Origin of the sequence: Rhodococcus sp. ABRD24 (assembly GCF_004328705.1) — a bacterium.
Taxonomy (GTDB): domain Bacteria; phylum Actinomycetota; class Actinomycetes; order Mycobacteriales; family Mycobacteriaceae; genus Prescottella.
In genome coordinates this window covers 2,781,373-2,797,358 of record NZ_CP035319.1, presented here as the reverse complement: position 1 = coordinate 2,797,358, position 15,986 = coordinate 2,781,373, and the positions used below count along the sequence as shown (strand labels likewise).

At 67.5% G+C, this 15,986-nt stretch carries 16 protein-coding genes; 10 read left to right on the top strand and 6 right to left on the bottom strand.

Annotated features, from left to right (window positions below):
* Positions 1 to 7: 7 nt before the first annotated feature.
* Positions 8 to 718 carry a hypothetical protein gene (locus tag ERC79_RS12335; protein WP_131578548.1) on the bottom strand — a complete coding sequence of 237 codons (711 nt, stop codon included), beginning with the start codon at positions 716 to 718 and terminating at the stop codon, positions 8 to 10.
* A gap of 202 nt (positions 719 to 920) precedes the next feature.
* Here ERC79_RS12335 and ERC79_RS12330 point away from each other — a divergent pair, with 202 nt between their 5' ends.
* From ERC79_RS12330 to ERC79_RS12305, 6 genes are all read left to right on the top strand, one after another.
* Positions 921 to 2,306, top strand: a complete 1,386-nt coding sequence (locus ERC79_RS12330; RefSeq protein ID WP_131578546.1) for a wax ester/triacylglycerol synthase family O-acyltransferase — start codon at positions 921 to 923, stop codon at positions 2,304 to 2,306.
* Positions 2,303 to 3,529: a serine hydrolase domain-containing protein gene (locus tag ERC79_RS12325; protein WP_131578544.1), complete on the top strand. Its 1,227-nt coding sequence runs from the start codon at positions 2,303 to 2,305 to the stop codon at positions 3,527 to 3,529. Before ERC79_RS12330 ends, ERC79_RS12325 begins: the two co-directional genes overlap by 4 nt.
* A gap of 26 nt (positions 3,530 to 3,555) precedes the next feature.
* Entirely contained in the window at positions 3,556 to 4,374 is an 819-nt protein-coding gene (locus tag ERC79_RS12320; RefSeq protein ID WP_131578542.1) for a CPBP family intramembrane glutamic endopeptidase, read from the top strand.
* Positions 4,375 to 4,552: 178 nt separating this feature from the next.
* Positions 4,553 to 5,749, top strand: coding sequence for an LCP family protein (locus ERC79_RS12315; protein WP_131578540.1), 1,197 nt, complete (start codon positions 4,553 to 4,555; stop codon positions 5,747 to 5,749).
* A gap of 63 nt (positions 5,750 to 5,812) precedes the next feature.
* Positions 5,813 to 6,358: a ferritin gene (locus tag ERC79_RS12310; protein ID WP_131578538.1), complete on the top strand. Its 546-nt coding sequence runs from the start codon at positions 5,813 to 5,815 to the stop codon at positions 6,356 to 6,358.
* A 164-nt stretch (positions 6,359 to 6,522) separates the two neighbouring features.
* A complete protein-coding gene (locus ERC79_RS12305) occupies positions 6,523 to 7,071 on the top strand; it encodes a ferritin (protein ID WP_131578536.1) in 549 nt (182 codons plus the stop codon).
* Between the two features lie 69 nt (positions 7,072 to 7,140).
* Here ERC79_RS12305 and ERC79_RS12300 read toward each other — a convergent pair whose 3' ends face one another.
* The 3 genes from ERC79_RS12300 to ERC79_RS12290 are packed head-to-tail and all read right to left on the bottom strand — an operon-like array spanning position 7,141 to position 9,830.
* On the bottom strand, positions 7,141 to 8,055 hold the full coding sequence (locus ERC79_RS12300) for a DUF5926 family protein (RefSeq protein ID WP_131578534.1): 915 nt from the start codon (positions 8,053 to 8,055) through the stop codon (positions 7,141 to 7,143).
* Positions 8,056 to 8,088: 33 nt separating this feature from the next.
* On the bottom strand, positions 8,089 to 8,853 hold the full coding sequence (locus ERC79_RS12295; protein ID WP_131578532.1) for a glycerophosphodiester phosphodiesterase: 765 nt from the start codon (positions 8,851 to 8,853) through the stop codon (positions 8,089 to 8,091).
* A complete protein-coding gene (locus ERC79_RS12290; protein ID WP_242676538.1) occupies positions 8,850 to 9,830 on the bottom strand; it encodes a DUF4328 domain-containing protein in 981 nt (326 codons plus the stop codon). Before ERC79_RS12290 ends, ERC79_RS12295 begins: the two co-directional genes overlap by 4 nt.
* Positions 9,831 to 10,321: 491 nt before the next feature.
* Between ERC79_RS12290 and ERC79_RS12285 the strand changes: the two genes are divergently transcribed.
* Positions 10,322 to 11,251 carry an LLM class F420-dependent oxidoreductase gene (locus tag ERC79_RS12285; RefSeq protein ID WP_131578530.1) on the top strand — a complete coding sequence of 310 codons (930 nt, stop codon included), beginning with the start codon at positions 10,322 to 10,324 and terminating at the stop codon, positions 11,249 to 11,251.
* 98 nt (positions 11,252 to 11,349) lie between these two features.
* Here the strand turns inward: ERC79_RS12285 and msrA are convergent, their stop codons facing one another.
* Together msrA and ERC79_RS12275 are read right to left on the bottom strand one after the other, a co-directional pair.
* Positions 11,350 to 12,018, bottom strand: coding sequence for a peptide-methionine (S)-S-oxide reductase MsrA (msrA, locus tag ERC79_RS12280; RefSeq protein ID WP_131578528.1), 669 nt, complete (start codon positions 12,016 to 12,018; stop codon positions 11,350 to 11,352).
* 35 nt (positions 12,019 to 12,053) lie between these two features.
* Positions 12,054 to 13,301: an acyltransferase gene (locus ERC79_RS12275; protein WP_131578526.1), complete on the bottom strand. Its 1,248-nt coding sequence runs from the start codon at positions 13,299 to 13,301 to the stop codon at positions 12,054 to 12,056.
* Positions 13,302 to 13,535: 234 nt separating this feature from the next.
* Here ERC79_RS12275 and ERC79_RS12270 point away from each other — a divergent pair, with 234 nt between their 5' ends.
* The 3 genes from ERC79_RS12270 (at position 13,536) to ERC79_RS12260 (ending at position 15,875) form a co-directional block, all read left to right on the top strand.
* Positions 13,536 to 14,165 (top strand): superoxide dismutase, encoded by a 630-nt coding sequence (locus ERC79_RS12270; RefSeq protein ID WP_131578524.1) that lies wholly within the window; start codon positions 13,536 to 13,538, stop codon positions 14,163 to 14,165.
* A gap of 147 nt (positions 14,166 to 14,312) precedes the next feature.
* A complete protein-coding gene (locus ERC79_RS12265; protein WP_131578522.1) occupies positions 14,313 to 15,173 on the top strand; it encodes an SMP-30/gluconolactonase/LRE family protein in 861 nt (286 codons plus the stop codon).
* 174 nt (positions 15,174 to 15,347) lie between these two features.
* Positions 15,348 to 15,875 carry a peptidase gene (locus ERC79_RS12260; RefSeq protein ID WP_131581043.1) on the top strand — a complete coding sequence of 176 codons (528 nt, stop codon included), beginning with the start codon at positions 15,348 to 15,350 and terminating at the stop codon, positions 15,873 to 15,875.
* The last annotated feature ends 111 nt before the right edge of the window (positions 15,876 to 15,986 follow it).

The window sequence follows — 15,986 nt, the reverse complement described above, 5'->3', positions numbered from 1 at the left end:
GGTTCCGCTACAGCAGCCCGGCTTCGGCCAGCGCCGTCTCGACCTGGTCGACATCGTCGACCTCGATGCCGAGCAGCACGCTGCGCACCGCCTCGGCCGCTTCCGGGATCAGTGCTGCGAGAGCCGCCGCGTCGGGCGTGGACATTGCGGCGACGACGTCGTCCCCACGAAGGGCCGCAACCGTGCCGGCGAGCAATGCGATCACCTCGGCGCCGTCAGCCGCTCGGGCGACGAACCCGACCGAGGTGTGCGCCAGGACGGCCAGAAAGTCGGCGACGACGCGGCTCGACTGCCCCGGAGGCAGGCCCGGGCAGTGTCCAGCATCGGCAAGAAGCTGCGCGGACTCGGCGAGGGTGGGGCCATCGGCGTCGGGCGTGACGAATACGACGATCGGCGCGGGGAGCCGCAGCGCGTTCGCGTCACCAATCTGCTCCGCCGTGCACTCCACGTGAAAACGGACCGCCCGATGGTCAACTGCCGTCGCCAGGTCCTCCGGCGGGACGTCGAGGGCGACGATGACGGATCCTGCCTCGGCGTCAGTTCCCTTTGCCGCGGTGAGCACGGAGGCCGCGACGATCGGCGCGCCGACGACGACAGCGTCCCGGACCGGAACCGAGGCGGCGGTTTCTCGCCGCCGGTTGAGCAGCCCCGCCACGAGCGGCGGCGCGCTGTTGCGGGACGGAAGGGTCGGCATCGACAGGGAAACAGGGATCGACACACCACCACGTTAGCCCGGACCGGCGAAAACTCCCGCTTCCGCGCCGAGGGGCCACTACGAGCCCCCCGTTTCGTCAGCGGGTTGCGGTCGAGGCACTAGTTCCGTTGCGGGTCGGTCACCGCGGCCCGATCCTGGCCCCGCCCAGTGCCGGAGGGGTGTACAGAGGATCTGTGAGACCCCGTCGCGGTCGGCGATGGCCGCAATGACACTGATGTCCCCGGTGGACCTGGCGCTGCTCGCCGCCGAGATCGGCTCGCGCACCCTCCACATCGGGGTTCTGCTGGTCTTCGCGCCGCCACCCGACGGCCGCGAGAATTTCGCGGAAGCCGCCTACCGGGAAGCCCTCACCGCGGTGACCGCGCAGGCCGCACTGATGGCGGAACCCGTCATCTCGCTCAAGACCGGAGGCCTTCCGGCGTGGGAGCCCGCCGACCACATCGATATGGCACGGCATCTGCGGCGGCTCGCGCTTCCCCACCCCGGCGACGACACCGAACTGTTCGAGCTCGTGGCGCGGCTGCACGAGAGCCGCCTCGACCGCTCCCGCCCCATGTGGGAGGGGTATCTCATCGAAGGACTCGCCGACGGCAGGTTCGCCCTGTACGGGAAGATCCACCACGCCACGCTCGACGGGATGTCGGGCATCCGGATGATCGAGCAGTCCCTCTCGCCCGACGCCGACCGCCGCGGCATGGCTCTACTGCTCACGTCGGACGCCCCGCAGCCATCCCGTGAACGCGGCTTCCCGAACCCCTTCGAGCTGGTCCGGGACGGCGTCGCGGGCGCGCTGTCCACTGTGAACGTCGCGCGCCGCACCACCGTCGGCGCCCTCGACTGGCTGGGCAAGGCCGTGACGACCGACTCCACCCCGCTGCCCATGCAGGCGCCGCGGACCAGGTTCGACGGGAAGGTAGGCCCGGAGAGATCCTTCGTCGGGCGGTCCTGGCCCAAGGAGCGCCTGCGGGCCGTGCAGCGAGCTACAGGGGCCTCCGGCAACGAGGTGACCCTGGCGATGTGCGCCGGCGCGTTGCGCGGCTATCTACTCGAACGGGACGCGCTGCCCTCGGACTCGCTGATCGCGATGGTCCCGATCGCGCAGCGGCAACGCGAGGACGCCACCGGCGGCAACTCGCTGGGGCTTGCGCTGTGCACCCTCGGCACCGATCTGGCCGAGCCGCGGGCTCGACTCGAACGGATCCGGCAGTCGATGGCCGACGCGAAGCGGCGCGTGCGGGAGATGGGCTACGTCGCGTCGATGATCGCGTCGATCCCCGCGCTGGCGCCCAACGTGGCCCGCATGCTGCCGACGGGCACGCTGACGCCACCGAGCTACAACGTGGTGATCTCCAATGTGCCAGGCCCGACGAAACCCCTGTTCTGGAACGGCGCCGCACTACAGCACATGTATCCACTGTCGATCGTGTTCGACGGGACCGGGTTGAACATCACAATCTGCCACTACGCAGACCGCCTCGACTTCGGATTTCTCGCCCATCCGGAATCAGCGCCGGAGCTCGAGCGTTTTACAGATGAGACCGAGACCGCGCTAGGCGATCTCGAACGGATATCGAAAGTGCACTCGACATGACTGCCGCATCGCCGCGTCGTGCCTCGAGTGGGACACCTCGTCGTCGCCCGCAGTACCGACCGCCCACGACGATGCTCGTCGACCCGCGGTTCGAGGCGCTCGCCACCCAGTTCTTCCACATGTTCCGTCGCACCCGCGACGGCGGTGGTGCGCTCGCCGTGTACCAGCACGGAGAGCCAGTCCTCGACGTCTGGGCCGGCTGGGCATCCCCGATCCGCAAGTGGGACTCCGAGACCGTGACCCTGTCGTTCTCGACGGGCAAGGGGGTCGCGAGCACGGTCCTGCACCGCCTCGCGCAGCGTGGACTGATCGACTACGACACCCCGGTCGCCGCGTACTGGCCCGAGTTCGGCGAGGCCGGCAAGGAGTCGATCACGGTCCGTGAGCTGCTCAGCCATCGCGCTGGCCTGCACCGCGTCCGCGGGCTGGTACCGGGACGCCTGGCGCTCCTCGATCATGACCGGGTGAGCGCCGCGCTGGCTGCGGCGGTGCCGGACCCGCGTCGTACGAGAATGCCCGGCTACCACGCCGTCACGTACGGATCACTGATCGCGGAGCTGACCGCGCGGGTGGCCGGCAAGCCGTTCACCGAACTGGTCCGCACCGAGGTCGCCGAGCCTCTCGGGATCCCGGAGTTCTGGTTCCAGGTGCCCGAGTCGGAGAAGGCCCGGATCGCAAAGGTCTTCCCGCACATCAATCCCCTCGGGGTTCCGTGGGGCGCGACTTCGCTGGCGTTGTCGCTGGTGCCGCATCTGAAGGACATTGCCGACGCCGGCATGCCCGAGGGCTTCGACATGCTGGTCCGCGACCCGACCATCCACGATTTCGTGATGCCCGGCTGGAACGGCGTGTTCAGCGCCCGCGCCCTGGCCCGGATGTACGCGGCGTTCGCCAACGGCGGCGTGGTCGACGGCATCCGATTCCTCGAGCCGGACACCATTGCCCAACTCAGCGAGGTGCAGACCCGCGCCCGCGACTACGTCCTCGGCATCCGGATGAACTGGCGGCTTGGCTATCACGCCGCACTCGTCGCAGCCCGTACCCAGCATTCCGGGGCGTTCGGCCACTACGGGCTCGGTGGGTCCGGTGCGTTCGCCGACCCGGAGACCGGGCTGTCGGTCGCATTTGTGACGAACCGTCTCGGCAATGCCATCACCCCGTTCGCGGACCTGCGACTGCCGGGCCTGGGCGCGAAGGCGGAGTCGCTCGCTCACCACACGTGACGCCGTTTGCGTCTAGCGTCGGCGTCGTGATCTCACGCACCACCGTCGACTCGTGGCTCCGTCCAGCGACGCCGCCCCCACCCGCACCGCCGCTCGACGCCCGTGAGCGGCGGGCGCTGTGGTTCGAGATCACGATCGTGCTGCTCGTGACGTTCGGGCTCAACGGCGTCTACAGCGCGCTGTCGCTGGTCGAGTCGGCACTCCAGCCGGGTGGGCTGTCCGAGCAGGCGGTGGCCCTCAACCCGTCGCGCTCCGCGCAGTCCTACATCGACCTGGCTCGGCAGTTACTCGGCGTACTCAAGCTGGCGGCCTGGGCAGCACTGGGCTTGTATCTGCTGTGGCGCAGCGGCCTCGGCCCGAGCCGAATCGGGCTGGGCAGGACGAGCGTGCGCGACGCCGCGCTGCCCGGGATCGGACTGGCGGCACTGATCGGACTCCCGGGCCTGGCTTTCTATCTGGGCGCCGTCGCGTTGAACGCGAACCTCACGGTGATGCCCAGCACCATCGACGACCACTGGTGGCGTCTGCCGTCGCTGGTGCTGTGGGCGATCGCGAACTCTGCTGCCGAGGAGATCCTGGTGGTGGCCTTTCTGATCTCCCGGCTGCGCCGGCTGGGCTGGAGCGAGAACTCGTCACTGCTCGCGTCGGCGCTGCTGCGCGGCAGCTACCACCTCTACCAGGGGCTCGGCGGCGGACTCGGCAACGTCCTGATGGGCCTGATCTTCGGCCGCTACTGGCAGCGCACCGGCAAACTGTGGCCGCTGGTGATCGCCCACGCGCTCATCGACAGTGTCGCGTTCGTCGGATATGCACTGCTCCGCGGGCACCTGTCCTGGCTACCGTGACCCCCTCCCGGCACGCTCGTGCGTATTGTCGGATGTCGTGAACGGCGAGACCCCCGACAGACGTCAGCCGGGCCCGCCGCACCGTGGCCGGCCCCAGCCTCCTTCCGGCATCCCCCAGCCACCCCGAAACCGTCCCCGCCCGCCTGCCGGGCCCCCGCAGAATCCCGAGGGCACCCAGGTGATTCGACGCGACGGACGTCCCGGCGGCCCGAATCCCCGCCAGGACGGACCCGCCCGCGCCTGGTCCCAGGCCCCCGAGCCGCAGCAAGCGTGGTCGCAGGCACCCCCGGCCGCCGGGTACGCGCCGCCACAGACCCCGCGCCGATATGCCGAACCACGCCGGGTCGGACCACCGCCGCCCCGCCCTCCGGGGCCGCAGCGACCGACGGGCCCACCCGTCGAACCGCCCAAACAGCGTCGGCCCAAGCGCCGAGGCCGCTGGCTGCGCCGCATCTCGCTGCTGTTGATAGTGCTGATCGTCGGCTCGGTCGGTGGCGTCGTATTCCTCGATTCCAAGCTCAGCCGCGTCGACGCACTCGCCGCCTATCCGGGCCGTGTCGCCGATACCCCGGGCACCAACTGGTTGCTGGTCGGCTCGGACAGTCGCACCGGCCTCACTCCCGAGCAGGAGCAGCAGCTGTCGACAGGCGGCGACGAGGGGGGCAAGCGCACCGACACGATCATGCTCGTGCACATCCCGAAGAACGGCGCCACGACGATGGTGTCGATTCCCCGCGACTCGTATGTCAACATCCCGGGATACGGCAAGGACAAGATCAACGCCGCTTTCAACAACGGGGGCCCGCAACTGCTGGTGCAGACCGTCGAGGAGGCCACCGGGCTGCGGATGGACCACTACGCGGAGATCGGGTTCGGCGGGTTCGCGGGCATCGTCGACGCTCTCGGCGGTGTCAATATGTGTGTGCCGTACCCGATCGACGATCCCCTGGCCGGCATCAACCTGCAGGAAGGCTGCCAGGATCTCACCGGGCCCGAGGCCCTCGGCTTCGTGCGCAGTCGGGCCACCGCCCTGGCGGACTTGGACCGAATGAACAATCAGCGCGCGTTCATGAGCGCGCTGTTGCAGAAGGCCACGTCGCCCACGACACTGATCAACCCGCTGCGACTGTGGCCGACACTCGCAAAGATGGCAGGATCGCTGCAGGTGGACGATGGCGATCACCTGTGGAATCTCGCGGGACTGGCGTGGGCGCTGCGCGGCAAGATGGTCACCACGACCGTGCCCGTCGGCGGATTCGACAATGTCGACGGCGCAAATGTTCTGTTGTGGGATCGGGAACAGGCCACAGAGTTCTTCGATGCACTTGCAAATGATCGGCAGATCCCGCCCGGGCTGCTCACCGGCGCGCCGTGATACTCGTCGCTGTCCGGACTTCGCCGACGCTGCCGTGTCATGGTGGGCGGTAATATTTCTCTCATGACTGACGCGGCGCGTACGAGCGAGTTCCATCAACTTTTGCAGGATCAGATCCGGAACGAATTCACCGCCTCGCAGCAGTACGTCGCGGTCGCCGTCCACTTCGATTCGCACGATCTGCCGCAACTCGCGGGCCGCTTCTATCGCCAGGCCGCAGAAGAGCGCGACCACGCGATGATGATGATCCAGTACCTCATCGACAACGGTCTGCCCGTCGTCGTGCCCGGCATCGACGCGGTCGTCACCGAATTCGAGTCCGTTCACGAGCCCGTCGCGCTCGCGCTCGCCCAGGAGAAGGCCGTTACCGAGCAGGTCACCCGCCTCGCTCGCACCGCTCGCGACACCGGAGATTACCTGGGCGAACAGTTCATGCAGTGGTTCCTCAAGGAGCAGGTCGAGGAGGTCGCAAGCATGACCACGCTCCTCGCCATCGTCGACCGCGCCGGTGAGAACTTCTTCAACATCGAGGACTTCGTGGCACGGGAGATGCGTTCGGGCGTGACGGCAGATTCCACCGCGCCGCGAATCGCGGGCGCTGGGGCCTGATGACTTTCGCGCGTGTGTCGCAATTGTCGGTTCATCGACAATTGCGGCACACGCGAATTAAGGGCAGCCCAGCCTAAAAGAGCATCCTCCAATTGAGGCGACACTAGCCTCAATTAGGCACCACTTGGATGACAGTTTCACCTGGCCAGCGATACCTTTGACGGATGAGTTCCGCAGACGATTCACATAGGACGAAATTCCACGCGCTTCTCCACGACCAGATTCGCAACGAATTCAACGCGTCGCACCAGTACCTGGCGACCGCGGTCTACTTCGACAACGCGGATCTTCCCCAGCTTGCCCGGCACTTCTACAAGCAGGGCAACGAGGAACGCAACCACGCGATGATGATCATCCAGCACTTCCTGGATCGGGACATCGCGGTCGACCTCACCGGCGTCGACCCGGCGAAGAGTCACTTCGAGAATCCGCGGGAGCCGATCGCACTCGCACTCGCACAGGAGAAGGCCGTCACCGAGCAGATCGTCACCCTCGCCCGTACCGCGCGCGACGACGGTGACTACCTGGGCGAACAGTTCATGCAGTGGTTCCTCAAGGAGCAGGTCGAGGAGGTCGCGCGAATGACAACGCTGCTGACCATCGCCGACCGTGCCGGCTCCAACCTGTTCGACCTCGAGGACTTCGTGGCCCGCGAGATGAGCAGCGTCGACGACGCCTCCGGCGCACCCTCCGCCGCCGGCGGCACCATCTGAGGCGCTCCGCGCCCGTGCGCGTTTCGTGAGTGTCAGCACTCACAAAACGCGCACGGGCAGCGCAGCTGCCTATCGCAGGGTGACCTGCCGGCTGCGCAGGCCGTCGCGGGCGCCGCGCTCGGCCACGGTCAGCGGCGCATCGACAGCGAGTGCCTCGGCGAGGCGCTCACCCAGTTCGGTGGTGGCTGCGGCCCATTCGTTCGCGTGCTTTTCGGGATCGAGGTCGAAGACGGGGACGAGCAGTCCGTGCGTGCGGAACGATCCCGCGAACCGCGAACCCTCACCGAGATGCAGGGCACCCGCGGCGTGGACCCGGGCCAGGGCCAGCATCAGCTCGTCCTCATCCTCGGGACGCACCCAGCGCAAGTGCGCCTTCTCGCCGGCGTCCACCCACCACGCAGCCACTACGCCATCCGCCTCGAGCCGAGCGGACGGCATGATCGCCATGTTGGCCTGCTGCACGGTTGCCGCGACATCGGCTGCCGGCTCGACACCCTCCGGGATCCACCAGTCGAAGCTCTGATGGACGGTGATCTTCGGAAGCGCATCGGCGACCAGCACGTCGGCCAGGCGCGGGCTATCGGCGCCGGGGTTGGCGGCGGTCAGTGAATTGCCCTCCTCGGCCGTCTGCGCCCAGGCGACCGCGGCACCGAGATCGGCGCCCGCGTCGGCGGTGTGCGCCTGCACCTGGAGGCCGACGTAGCGGCCCGCGGTGCCGTTCTCACTTCGCACCAGCGCGGCCACGGCTCCCGGCAGCACAGTCGCGGCAGTCACCGGCAGGGCGGTGTTCAGCACGGGCAGCTCGGCCAGGGCCGACGGGACGAACTCTCGCAGGGCGACCAGATCGCATTCGGCGGCCAGGCCCTCGAACGGCCGAGTCGGCGCGGCGACCTCGGCCTCGCGGGCCAGGCGGCGCTGCTCGAGCTTCTCGGCGCGGGCGGCGCCCGGCTTGGGACCACTGTTTCTCTTGCTCTTCTTAGCCACGAGGCCAAAACCTACACGGACTGACCAGTTATCTCAGCCGCCCAGCCATTTCTTGGTACGACCCGGATGGTTGGTTGCAACCCAGCTGACGCCGAGCTTCCTGCACAGTTCCACGTCCGCGGCATCGTCGACCGTCCAGCAGTAGGTCGCCCGCCCCGCCGCGGCGGCCTTGTCCACGATCTCCGGGTGCTCACGCAATGTCTCGATCGACGGCCCGACAGCCGTAGCTCCGACGGTGGTCGCGGCACCGCCACCGAGATACCGCGACGCGTCGCCGAGCAGCACGGTCGGCAGTAGCGGCGCCGCGCGCCGGATCCTCCACACCGCGCGGGCCGCGAACGACATCACCACCGCGCGCGAGTGGTCGGCCGACGCGGGGGCCGCCAGCCCGAACCGGGCCAGCTCGGCAAGGACCTTGCTCTCCACCAGGCCGCCGTAGCGGACGGGGTGCTTGGTTTCGATGAACAGCTTCGTCGGCCGCGACGTCCAGTCCAGAACGAGGGTGATCAGGTCGGCGAGCGTCAGTAATCCTGCAGGCTCCCCATCGTGGCCATAGTCCAGTTCGGTAAGTGACTTCAACGTCATTTCGCTGACGACGCCGGTACCTGAGGACGTGCGGTCCACACTGCGGTCGTGCACGCACACGAGGTGCCCGTCGCGGGTGAGCCGGACGTCGCACTCGAGCCCGTCGGCGCCCTCCGCCAGCGCAAGTTCGTAGGCGGCGAGTGTGTGTTCCGGTCTAGTCCCAGACGCGCCGCGGTGGGCCACTACGAGGGGGCCGCGCCGGTCGGGGCTCACGAGGCCGCCACCTTCTCGGGGGACGGGGCTATCACCCAGCGGGTCACGCGCCGGGGCCGGCCGAAGAGGTCTCGCCCATCGATCCGGCGCATCACGTACAGCGTCAGCACCGCCGTGGCTGCAGCGACCAGCGCGGTGACCGCGGCCAGCACGACACCGTCGGCCTGCGCCTGCGGGGAATCGCGCTCCCGCCACAGCAGATTCGCGATGACGAGTATTCCGCCGAGCACCCACGACGCCCACCAGACACGGATCAGTGCGATGGTGCGGCTGTCACCGGCGGCAAGTTCGGCGGCGAACACCCCCGGCATGACGAGGTTGACGCCTGGCACCAGCACTCCCACTGCCAGTGCACGCGGCGAGCGAGGGTCGGCGAGCCCACGCTCGCCGAGGACCCGTCGGCGTGCGACGACCAGCCAGCACACCGACGCGACAGCGGCAGCGAGGGCGACCATCGGCGCGGACAGCTGGGTAGCCCACACCATTGCATCGGACACCCCCAGCGTCAGCTGGTCCACCAGTCGCGTGCGGTTGAACACGAGCAGTCCGTACCGGAACATCTCGGCCACCGCGGCCATCCCGAAAACTACCGCGGCGCACCCGAGGAGGGTCGGCGCCAGGTCGGCCGCGACGTCGACACGGCCGACGCGCTCGTCCGGCTTCGGCGGCAGCGGGTCGAGCAGGCCCCACTGTGGGTTCTGCGTGTAGCGCGGTGTCGGACCGAGACGCGGAGGCCCGGAGCGTCGGTGGCTCACGGGTGGATAGGGGCTGCGCGCGACCCAGCGAAAGTTCCGTCCCGATGTCGGTGCCGGCCGCCGGGTATCCACCGGGGACAGCAGCACGCCGTGGCAACGCGGGCACCATTGCGCGGGTGCGCCCGCCACCGGCCACTGCGATGCGCACCGTGCGCAGACCTGGACGACGCTCATCTGGTAGATCTTCGCCGAACCGGGATCGTCACGCTCCGATTCTGGCATGCCGCCCAAACCCGGGCAGCTCATCGCGCGTTACCGAAGAGCCAGGTTCGTGACCCGACCGAGACCCTCGACTGAGGCTGCATGCCAAATGACCGTTCAAATGTGACCTACAACACTTGCATTGTCGAGTTATCCACAGTTTCCACAGGCTCATCCACAGTTCTGAACAACTGCGTGGGAAATTATCCACAGGTCAGAGACATGCGATCCCGAAATTGCTGACACCTGTGCACCGCGAATTCCACAGCTGTGCGTAGACCGGGGCGACCGCCGCGGACTGGAGCCGGGCCGGAGTCCCCCCACCGGTTCCATGGCGTGTGGCCCACACCTTGGACTCCGTCACTCCTGCCCGGCTCCGCCCTCCCCCCCGTGTCGGAACTCTCGAGCTCCGACATTTGATAAGACGTCCCGATCCCGAGATCGGTTCCATCCGATCCGGAATGGCCCGGTGTTCAGTGGGTCACACCCACTCGTGCGGCACAGTGGATGTCATGGACCTGAGAATCTTCACCGAACCGCAGCAAGGTGCCACATACGACGACCTCCTGGCAGTGGCGAAGTCCGCCGAACTGTTCGGATACGACGCGTTCTTCCGGTCCGACCACTATTTGGCGATGAATGCCGGGGGCCTGCCCGGCCCGACGGACGCCTGGATCACACTGGCCGGCCTCGCACGGGACACCACGACGATTCGACTGGGCACGCTCGTCACGTCGGCCACATTCCGCTACCCCGGACCGCTCGCGATCTCGGTCGCGCAGGTCGACGCGATGAGCCGGGGCCGGATCGAACTCGGTCTCGGTGCCGGCTGGTTCGAGGAGGAGCACCGCGCGTACGGCATCCCCTTCCCTGCCCTGGGCGAACGCTTCGACCGGCTCGAAGAGTCACTCGCGGTCATCACGGGACTGTGGGAGACGCCGGCGGGGCAGACCTTCACCCACGAGGGCGCTCATTTTCCCGTCGTCGACTCCCCTGCACTACCCAAGCCCGTTCAGTCCCCACACCCACCGATCGTGATCGGGGGCATGGGCAAGAAGCGCACCCCCGCGATGGCCGCCCGATACGCCGACGAGTTCAACCTGCCGTTCGCCTCGCTCGAGGACACCGTGCGTCAGTTCGGCCGGGTCCGCGAGGCGTGTCTGTCCACGAACCGCGACCCGGACTCGCTCGTCTACTCGAGTGCCCTCGTCCTGTGTTGCGGCAGGACCGAAGAAGAGGTCGCCCGCCGTGCCACGCGCATCGGCCGGGAGGTGGACGAGCTGCGAGAGAATGGCCTGGCCGGAACGCCAGCGGAGTTGGTCGACAAAATCGGACGCTACCGCGAGGCCGGAACACAGCGGATCTACCTGCAGACCCTCGACCTCGCGGATCTCGACCAACTCGAACTGGTCGCCGCGGAGGTCATGCCGCAGGTGGGGTGAAGCCGCTCGAACACGAGCCGCCACGGGCGGTCTCATCACTCACGGGAGCAGGACGGGGCGGCCGAATTCGGCGTCGGCCCCGCCCGCATTCCTGCAGTTCAGGCTCCCAAGCCCACCGGACAGGTGATGCCAGTGGCGTGCACGGGACAGTAACCGCCGGGGTTCTTGGCCAGGTACTGCTGGTGGTATTCCTCGGCGTAGTAGAACGTGGTGAGGGGGGCGATCTCCGTCGTGATGGCGCCATATCCGGCGGCCGCGAGCCGCTTGCCGTAGGCCTCCCCAGTGGACTGCGCCCTCGCGATCTGCGCGTCGGAGTCGGTGTAGATCACCGAACGGTACTGCGTGCCCTGATCGTTGCCCTGACGCATGCCCTGCGTCGGGTCGTGGTTTTCCCAGAATTGCTTGAGCACGCCCGCATACGAGATCACCGTGGGATCGAAGACCACCAACACCACCTCGGAATGCCCTGTGCGACCTGAGCACACCTCTTCATACGTGGGGTTCGGCGTGTAGCCACCCGCATAGCCGACGGCGGTCGAGTACACCCCATCGAGCTGCCAGAACTCCTTCTCGGCACCCCAGAAACAGCCCATTCCCAGTACGGCCGTCTCCATGCCGTCCGGGAAGGGCGGTTTCAGAGGATGACCACTGACGAAATGCGTCGCGGGTACCGGCATTTGGGCCTCGCGGCCGGGCAGCGCCTGATCCGGTGTGACCATCACCGACTTCGGCCCGGAGCGGGCGAAAAGGTCATCCAGCCAAGACATACGTCGATGTTACGCGTGGACGGGCCGGGCTGCGTTCAGGTGTGGTCGCGCACGCCGAGCGACCGCGCCGGCGCCGCCTCGCCTGCCGGAACCGGCGGAGTCTGCGATGGTTCCGCCAGCTCCGATGGTTCCGTCGGCTCCGATGGCTCCGATGGCTCCGTTGGTTCCGTTGGTTCCGTGCGTCCGCCGATCCGCGCCACCCGCGCCGAGATCCAGCGGGCGCCGGGCACCTCCACCCACCGATACAGCATCTCCGACACCGCGGCCGTCGCAATCAGGAACACCACCACCGCGCCGGTTCGGCCGAACGGGACGACGGCATGCTCGTAGACCCGGTACAGGATCAGCGTGTGTACCAGGTAGATCGCGTAGCTACGGGAAGCGGTCCACCGGATTACCGCCCAGCGGGTCGGCGGCCCGCTGTACCGGCCGAGCAGGACGACCCACGCGGTCACGACCGCAATCGTCCACAGGTACCGGTCGCCGGCCCAATAGACGCGGATGTCGCTGGCCAACCGAACCACCTCGATCTGCGCCATCACCGCGACCACCAGCCAGCGCCATTCGACCAGCCGAGCCCAGCCCAGGTAGATGATCTGCCCCAGGAACACTGTCGGCAGCGTGGCCGCGACCTTGGAGAGCATCGGCACGGTGTAGGGCTGCGGGATGTAGAGGTTGTAGAGCAGTACCAGCGCGCATATCACCGCACCCGCGATCGGAACGGCGATCGGACGGGTTCGCAGGATCGGCCGTGCGGCAACGCAGTACAGATAGAAAATCACTTGGACGGCGAGCGTCCACGTCACCCCCAGAACGGCAACCTCGGGTTTGAGAAAGAAGCCGCCGAGCACGAAACTCAGCGCAACCTCGCCGTTGGAGATACCCAGTTGCCCGCTGAACATGCCGTTGATTCCGACGCGCACCAGCAGGATCGCGAGGGCTGTCGCGACCCAGAACGCGGGCAACAGGCGTCCGATCCGGTTGAGCAGGAACACTGTCCGGGGATTGCGGATCGCCGACCGCGTGAGCACCATCCCGGTGAGCGTCATGAAGAACGCCACGCCCACGAAGGACAGGTGCTGGTTGAGTTGCATCCCCTCCACGAACACCTTGTACGTGCCGTCGATCAGCCACCATCCGGAACCTAGATCGTCGATCAGGTAGAAGGAGATGTGGGAGTAGATGACAGCCAGAACCGCGATGCTGCGCAGCAGATCCGCGCCGGTCAGCTCCACCCGAGGTGCCACCACGGCCCGCGTTGCAGCAGGCATTTCCGAAGGCATCGACTGATATTAAGGTTCTGTTCACTTTGCGAGCCAATTGCGCAGGTTGGGTGCGATGCCCAGAGCGAACGCTCCCGAAAATTCAGGGTAGCCAAACTTTTTTCTACGGCCGTTCCCACCCGCGCGCCGCGGTTGCACTAGGTGTACCAATGAGATTGGGTTAAGCCCGAGAACGATTCATGAACGTACACGTCAGGGTGCTCGTGCTCGCACGCCCCTGAAGAAGGGACTCTCGTGTCTGTCTACACGCTGCCCGAACTCCCCTACGACTACGCCGCCCTCGAGCCGCACATCTCCGGCAAGATCATGGCCCTGCACCACGACAAGCACCACGCCGCCTACGTCGCCGGCGCCAACACCGCCCTCGACAAGCTCGCCGAACTCCGCGAAGCCGACGCCCTCGCCCCCGTGGTCAACCTCCACGAGAAGAACCTCGCCTTCCACCTCGGCGGCCACACCAACCACAGCGTGTTCTGGAACAACCTCTCCCCCGACGGCGGAGACAAGCCCGAAGGCGAACTCGCCGCCGCCATCGACGACCAGTTCGGCAGCTTCGACGCCTTCCGCAGCCACTTCTCCGCCAACGCCAACGCCATCCAAGGCTCCGGCTGGTCCATCCTCGCCTGGGACTCCATCGGCCAGCGCATGATCATCGTCCAGCTCTACGACCAGCAGGGCAACATCAGCATCGGCCTCACCCCCCTGCTCATGCTCGACATGTGGGAACACGCCTTCTACCTCGACTACCAGAACGTCAAGGGCGACTACGTCAACGCCTTCTGGAACATCGTCAACTGGAACGACGTCGCCACCCGCTTCGCCGCCGCCCGCACCCAGACCGCCGGACTCATCGTCCCCGCCTGACCCCGGTCGCTCCCAGAGCACGCCCACGACGCCGCGCCCGACCCCTCGGGCGCGGCGTCGCCGCGTTTCACCCCACAACCCGTGGGCCACATCGCCGACACCGCGCTCCCCGCTATCGACCAAGCGTTCACTACGTATGGTGAAACTATGACGGACATCACAATCGATACCATCGCCACCGGCCTAGCCTTCCCCGAATGCCCCCGCTGGCGGGCGGGCCGCCTGTGGTTCTCCGACATCTATCGGGGTGTCGTCCTGCGTCTGGATCCCGCCACCGGCGACCTGGAGCGGATCGTCGAAGTACCGGGACAACCCGCCGGTCTCGGTTTCCTGCCCGACGGCGACCTCATCGTCGCGTCGGTGGAAGAGCGGAAGATCTACCGCCTCGGCAGCGACGGAACCCTGAGGCTGCACGCCGACCTCCACGGCATCGCCACGTGGCACCTCAACGATATGACGGTGGACGGCACCGGACGCGCGTACGTCGGCAACTACGGCGACGCCAGCGCACCCCCGGAACCCCCGCTGCCGGCCGACCTCGCGATGGTCGAGCCCGACGGGACCGCGCACGTCGTCGCCACCGAGATGTGGTTCGCGAACGGGATGGTGACCACGCCGGACGGATCGACCCTGATCGTCGCGGAGACTCGCGCGACACCGGCACGCTTGTCCGCGTTCACGATCGAGCAGGACGGCAGTCTGGTGAACCGCCGCGTGCTGATCGAGTTCGACGATCCACGGATCATGCCCGACGGCATCGCCCTGGACGCGGCGGGCTCAGTCTGGGTGGCGTCGCCGTTCAGCGAGGAGGTGATTCGGGTGAGTGCCGACGGAGAGATGCTCGATCGTCTCCCGGTGCCACATCCGTACGCGGTGGCCCTCGGCGGTGACGACGGCCGTGACCTGTTCGTCTGCACCGCCGATACCTGGGTGCCGGAGGACGCGATCCGAATCGGCGGCGGCGCGATCCGGCGCATCCACGTCGCGGTACCCGGCGTCGGCTTCTGACACCCCTGCCTGCGCACCGCTGGCACTCGGGACCCCTTGCCTGCCAGCAATACCGGGGCGCATGCTCGTAGTACCCAACGAGGTGTGAATGACGTGCGCCGGGTGGGCCCGACCATCGGGTCCGCCCGGCGCTCCCGTCGTCCGATCGTCCACGTGGGGAGAATCGAGGCCGAGATGAACGAGAACGATTTCGTCCGAATCGCACCGTTCCACGCCTCGGGCGACCTGCGCGGTTTCGTGATCTCCGGTCGCTGGCCGGGCACCACGCGGGAATGGGCGCAACTGCTGGCGCTTGCGGTGCGGATCGCATCGCTACCAGGCCTGTTACCCACCTCCACTGTGTTCGGAGCCCGCGAGGAACTGCCCGACGATCCGGCGCCGGGAACGGTCGGTTTGATCATCGCCGAGGGACCCGTCCTCGGCGCGTCGGCGGTGTCACCGGGTCGCTTCGCCGAGCACCAACCGTCGGCGCTGATGATGCTGCATCCCCCGGCCGAGACGGTGCCGTCGCTGCCCGAGTGCGCAGGCGCGGCGTCCGGTTGTGTACTACTGCCCGGCCTGCCACACCTCGGACTCGAGCACCGAGCCGCGTGGGTGGAGGCGGAAGCGGACGGCACTGTCACATCAATGATTTCGCGTGTGGGAATCGATCCGATCAGCGATCCCGACACCGCGGTTCTGGCCATGCTGCTCGCGGCGTGACCGAATCCTGAACAGAAAAGTTTGGGATTCCAAACTTATTGTGGCCTTTGCACTTTCGGAAATCCAGAGTTATCGTTGCCACAGCGAAGGGGAGTAGCCCCCAATCGCTGG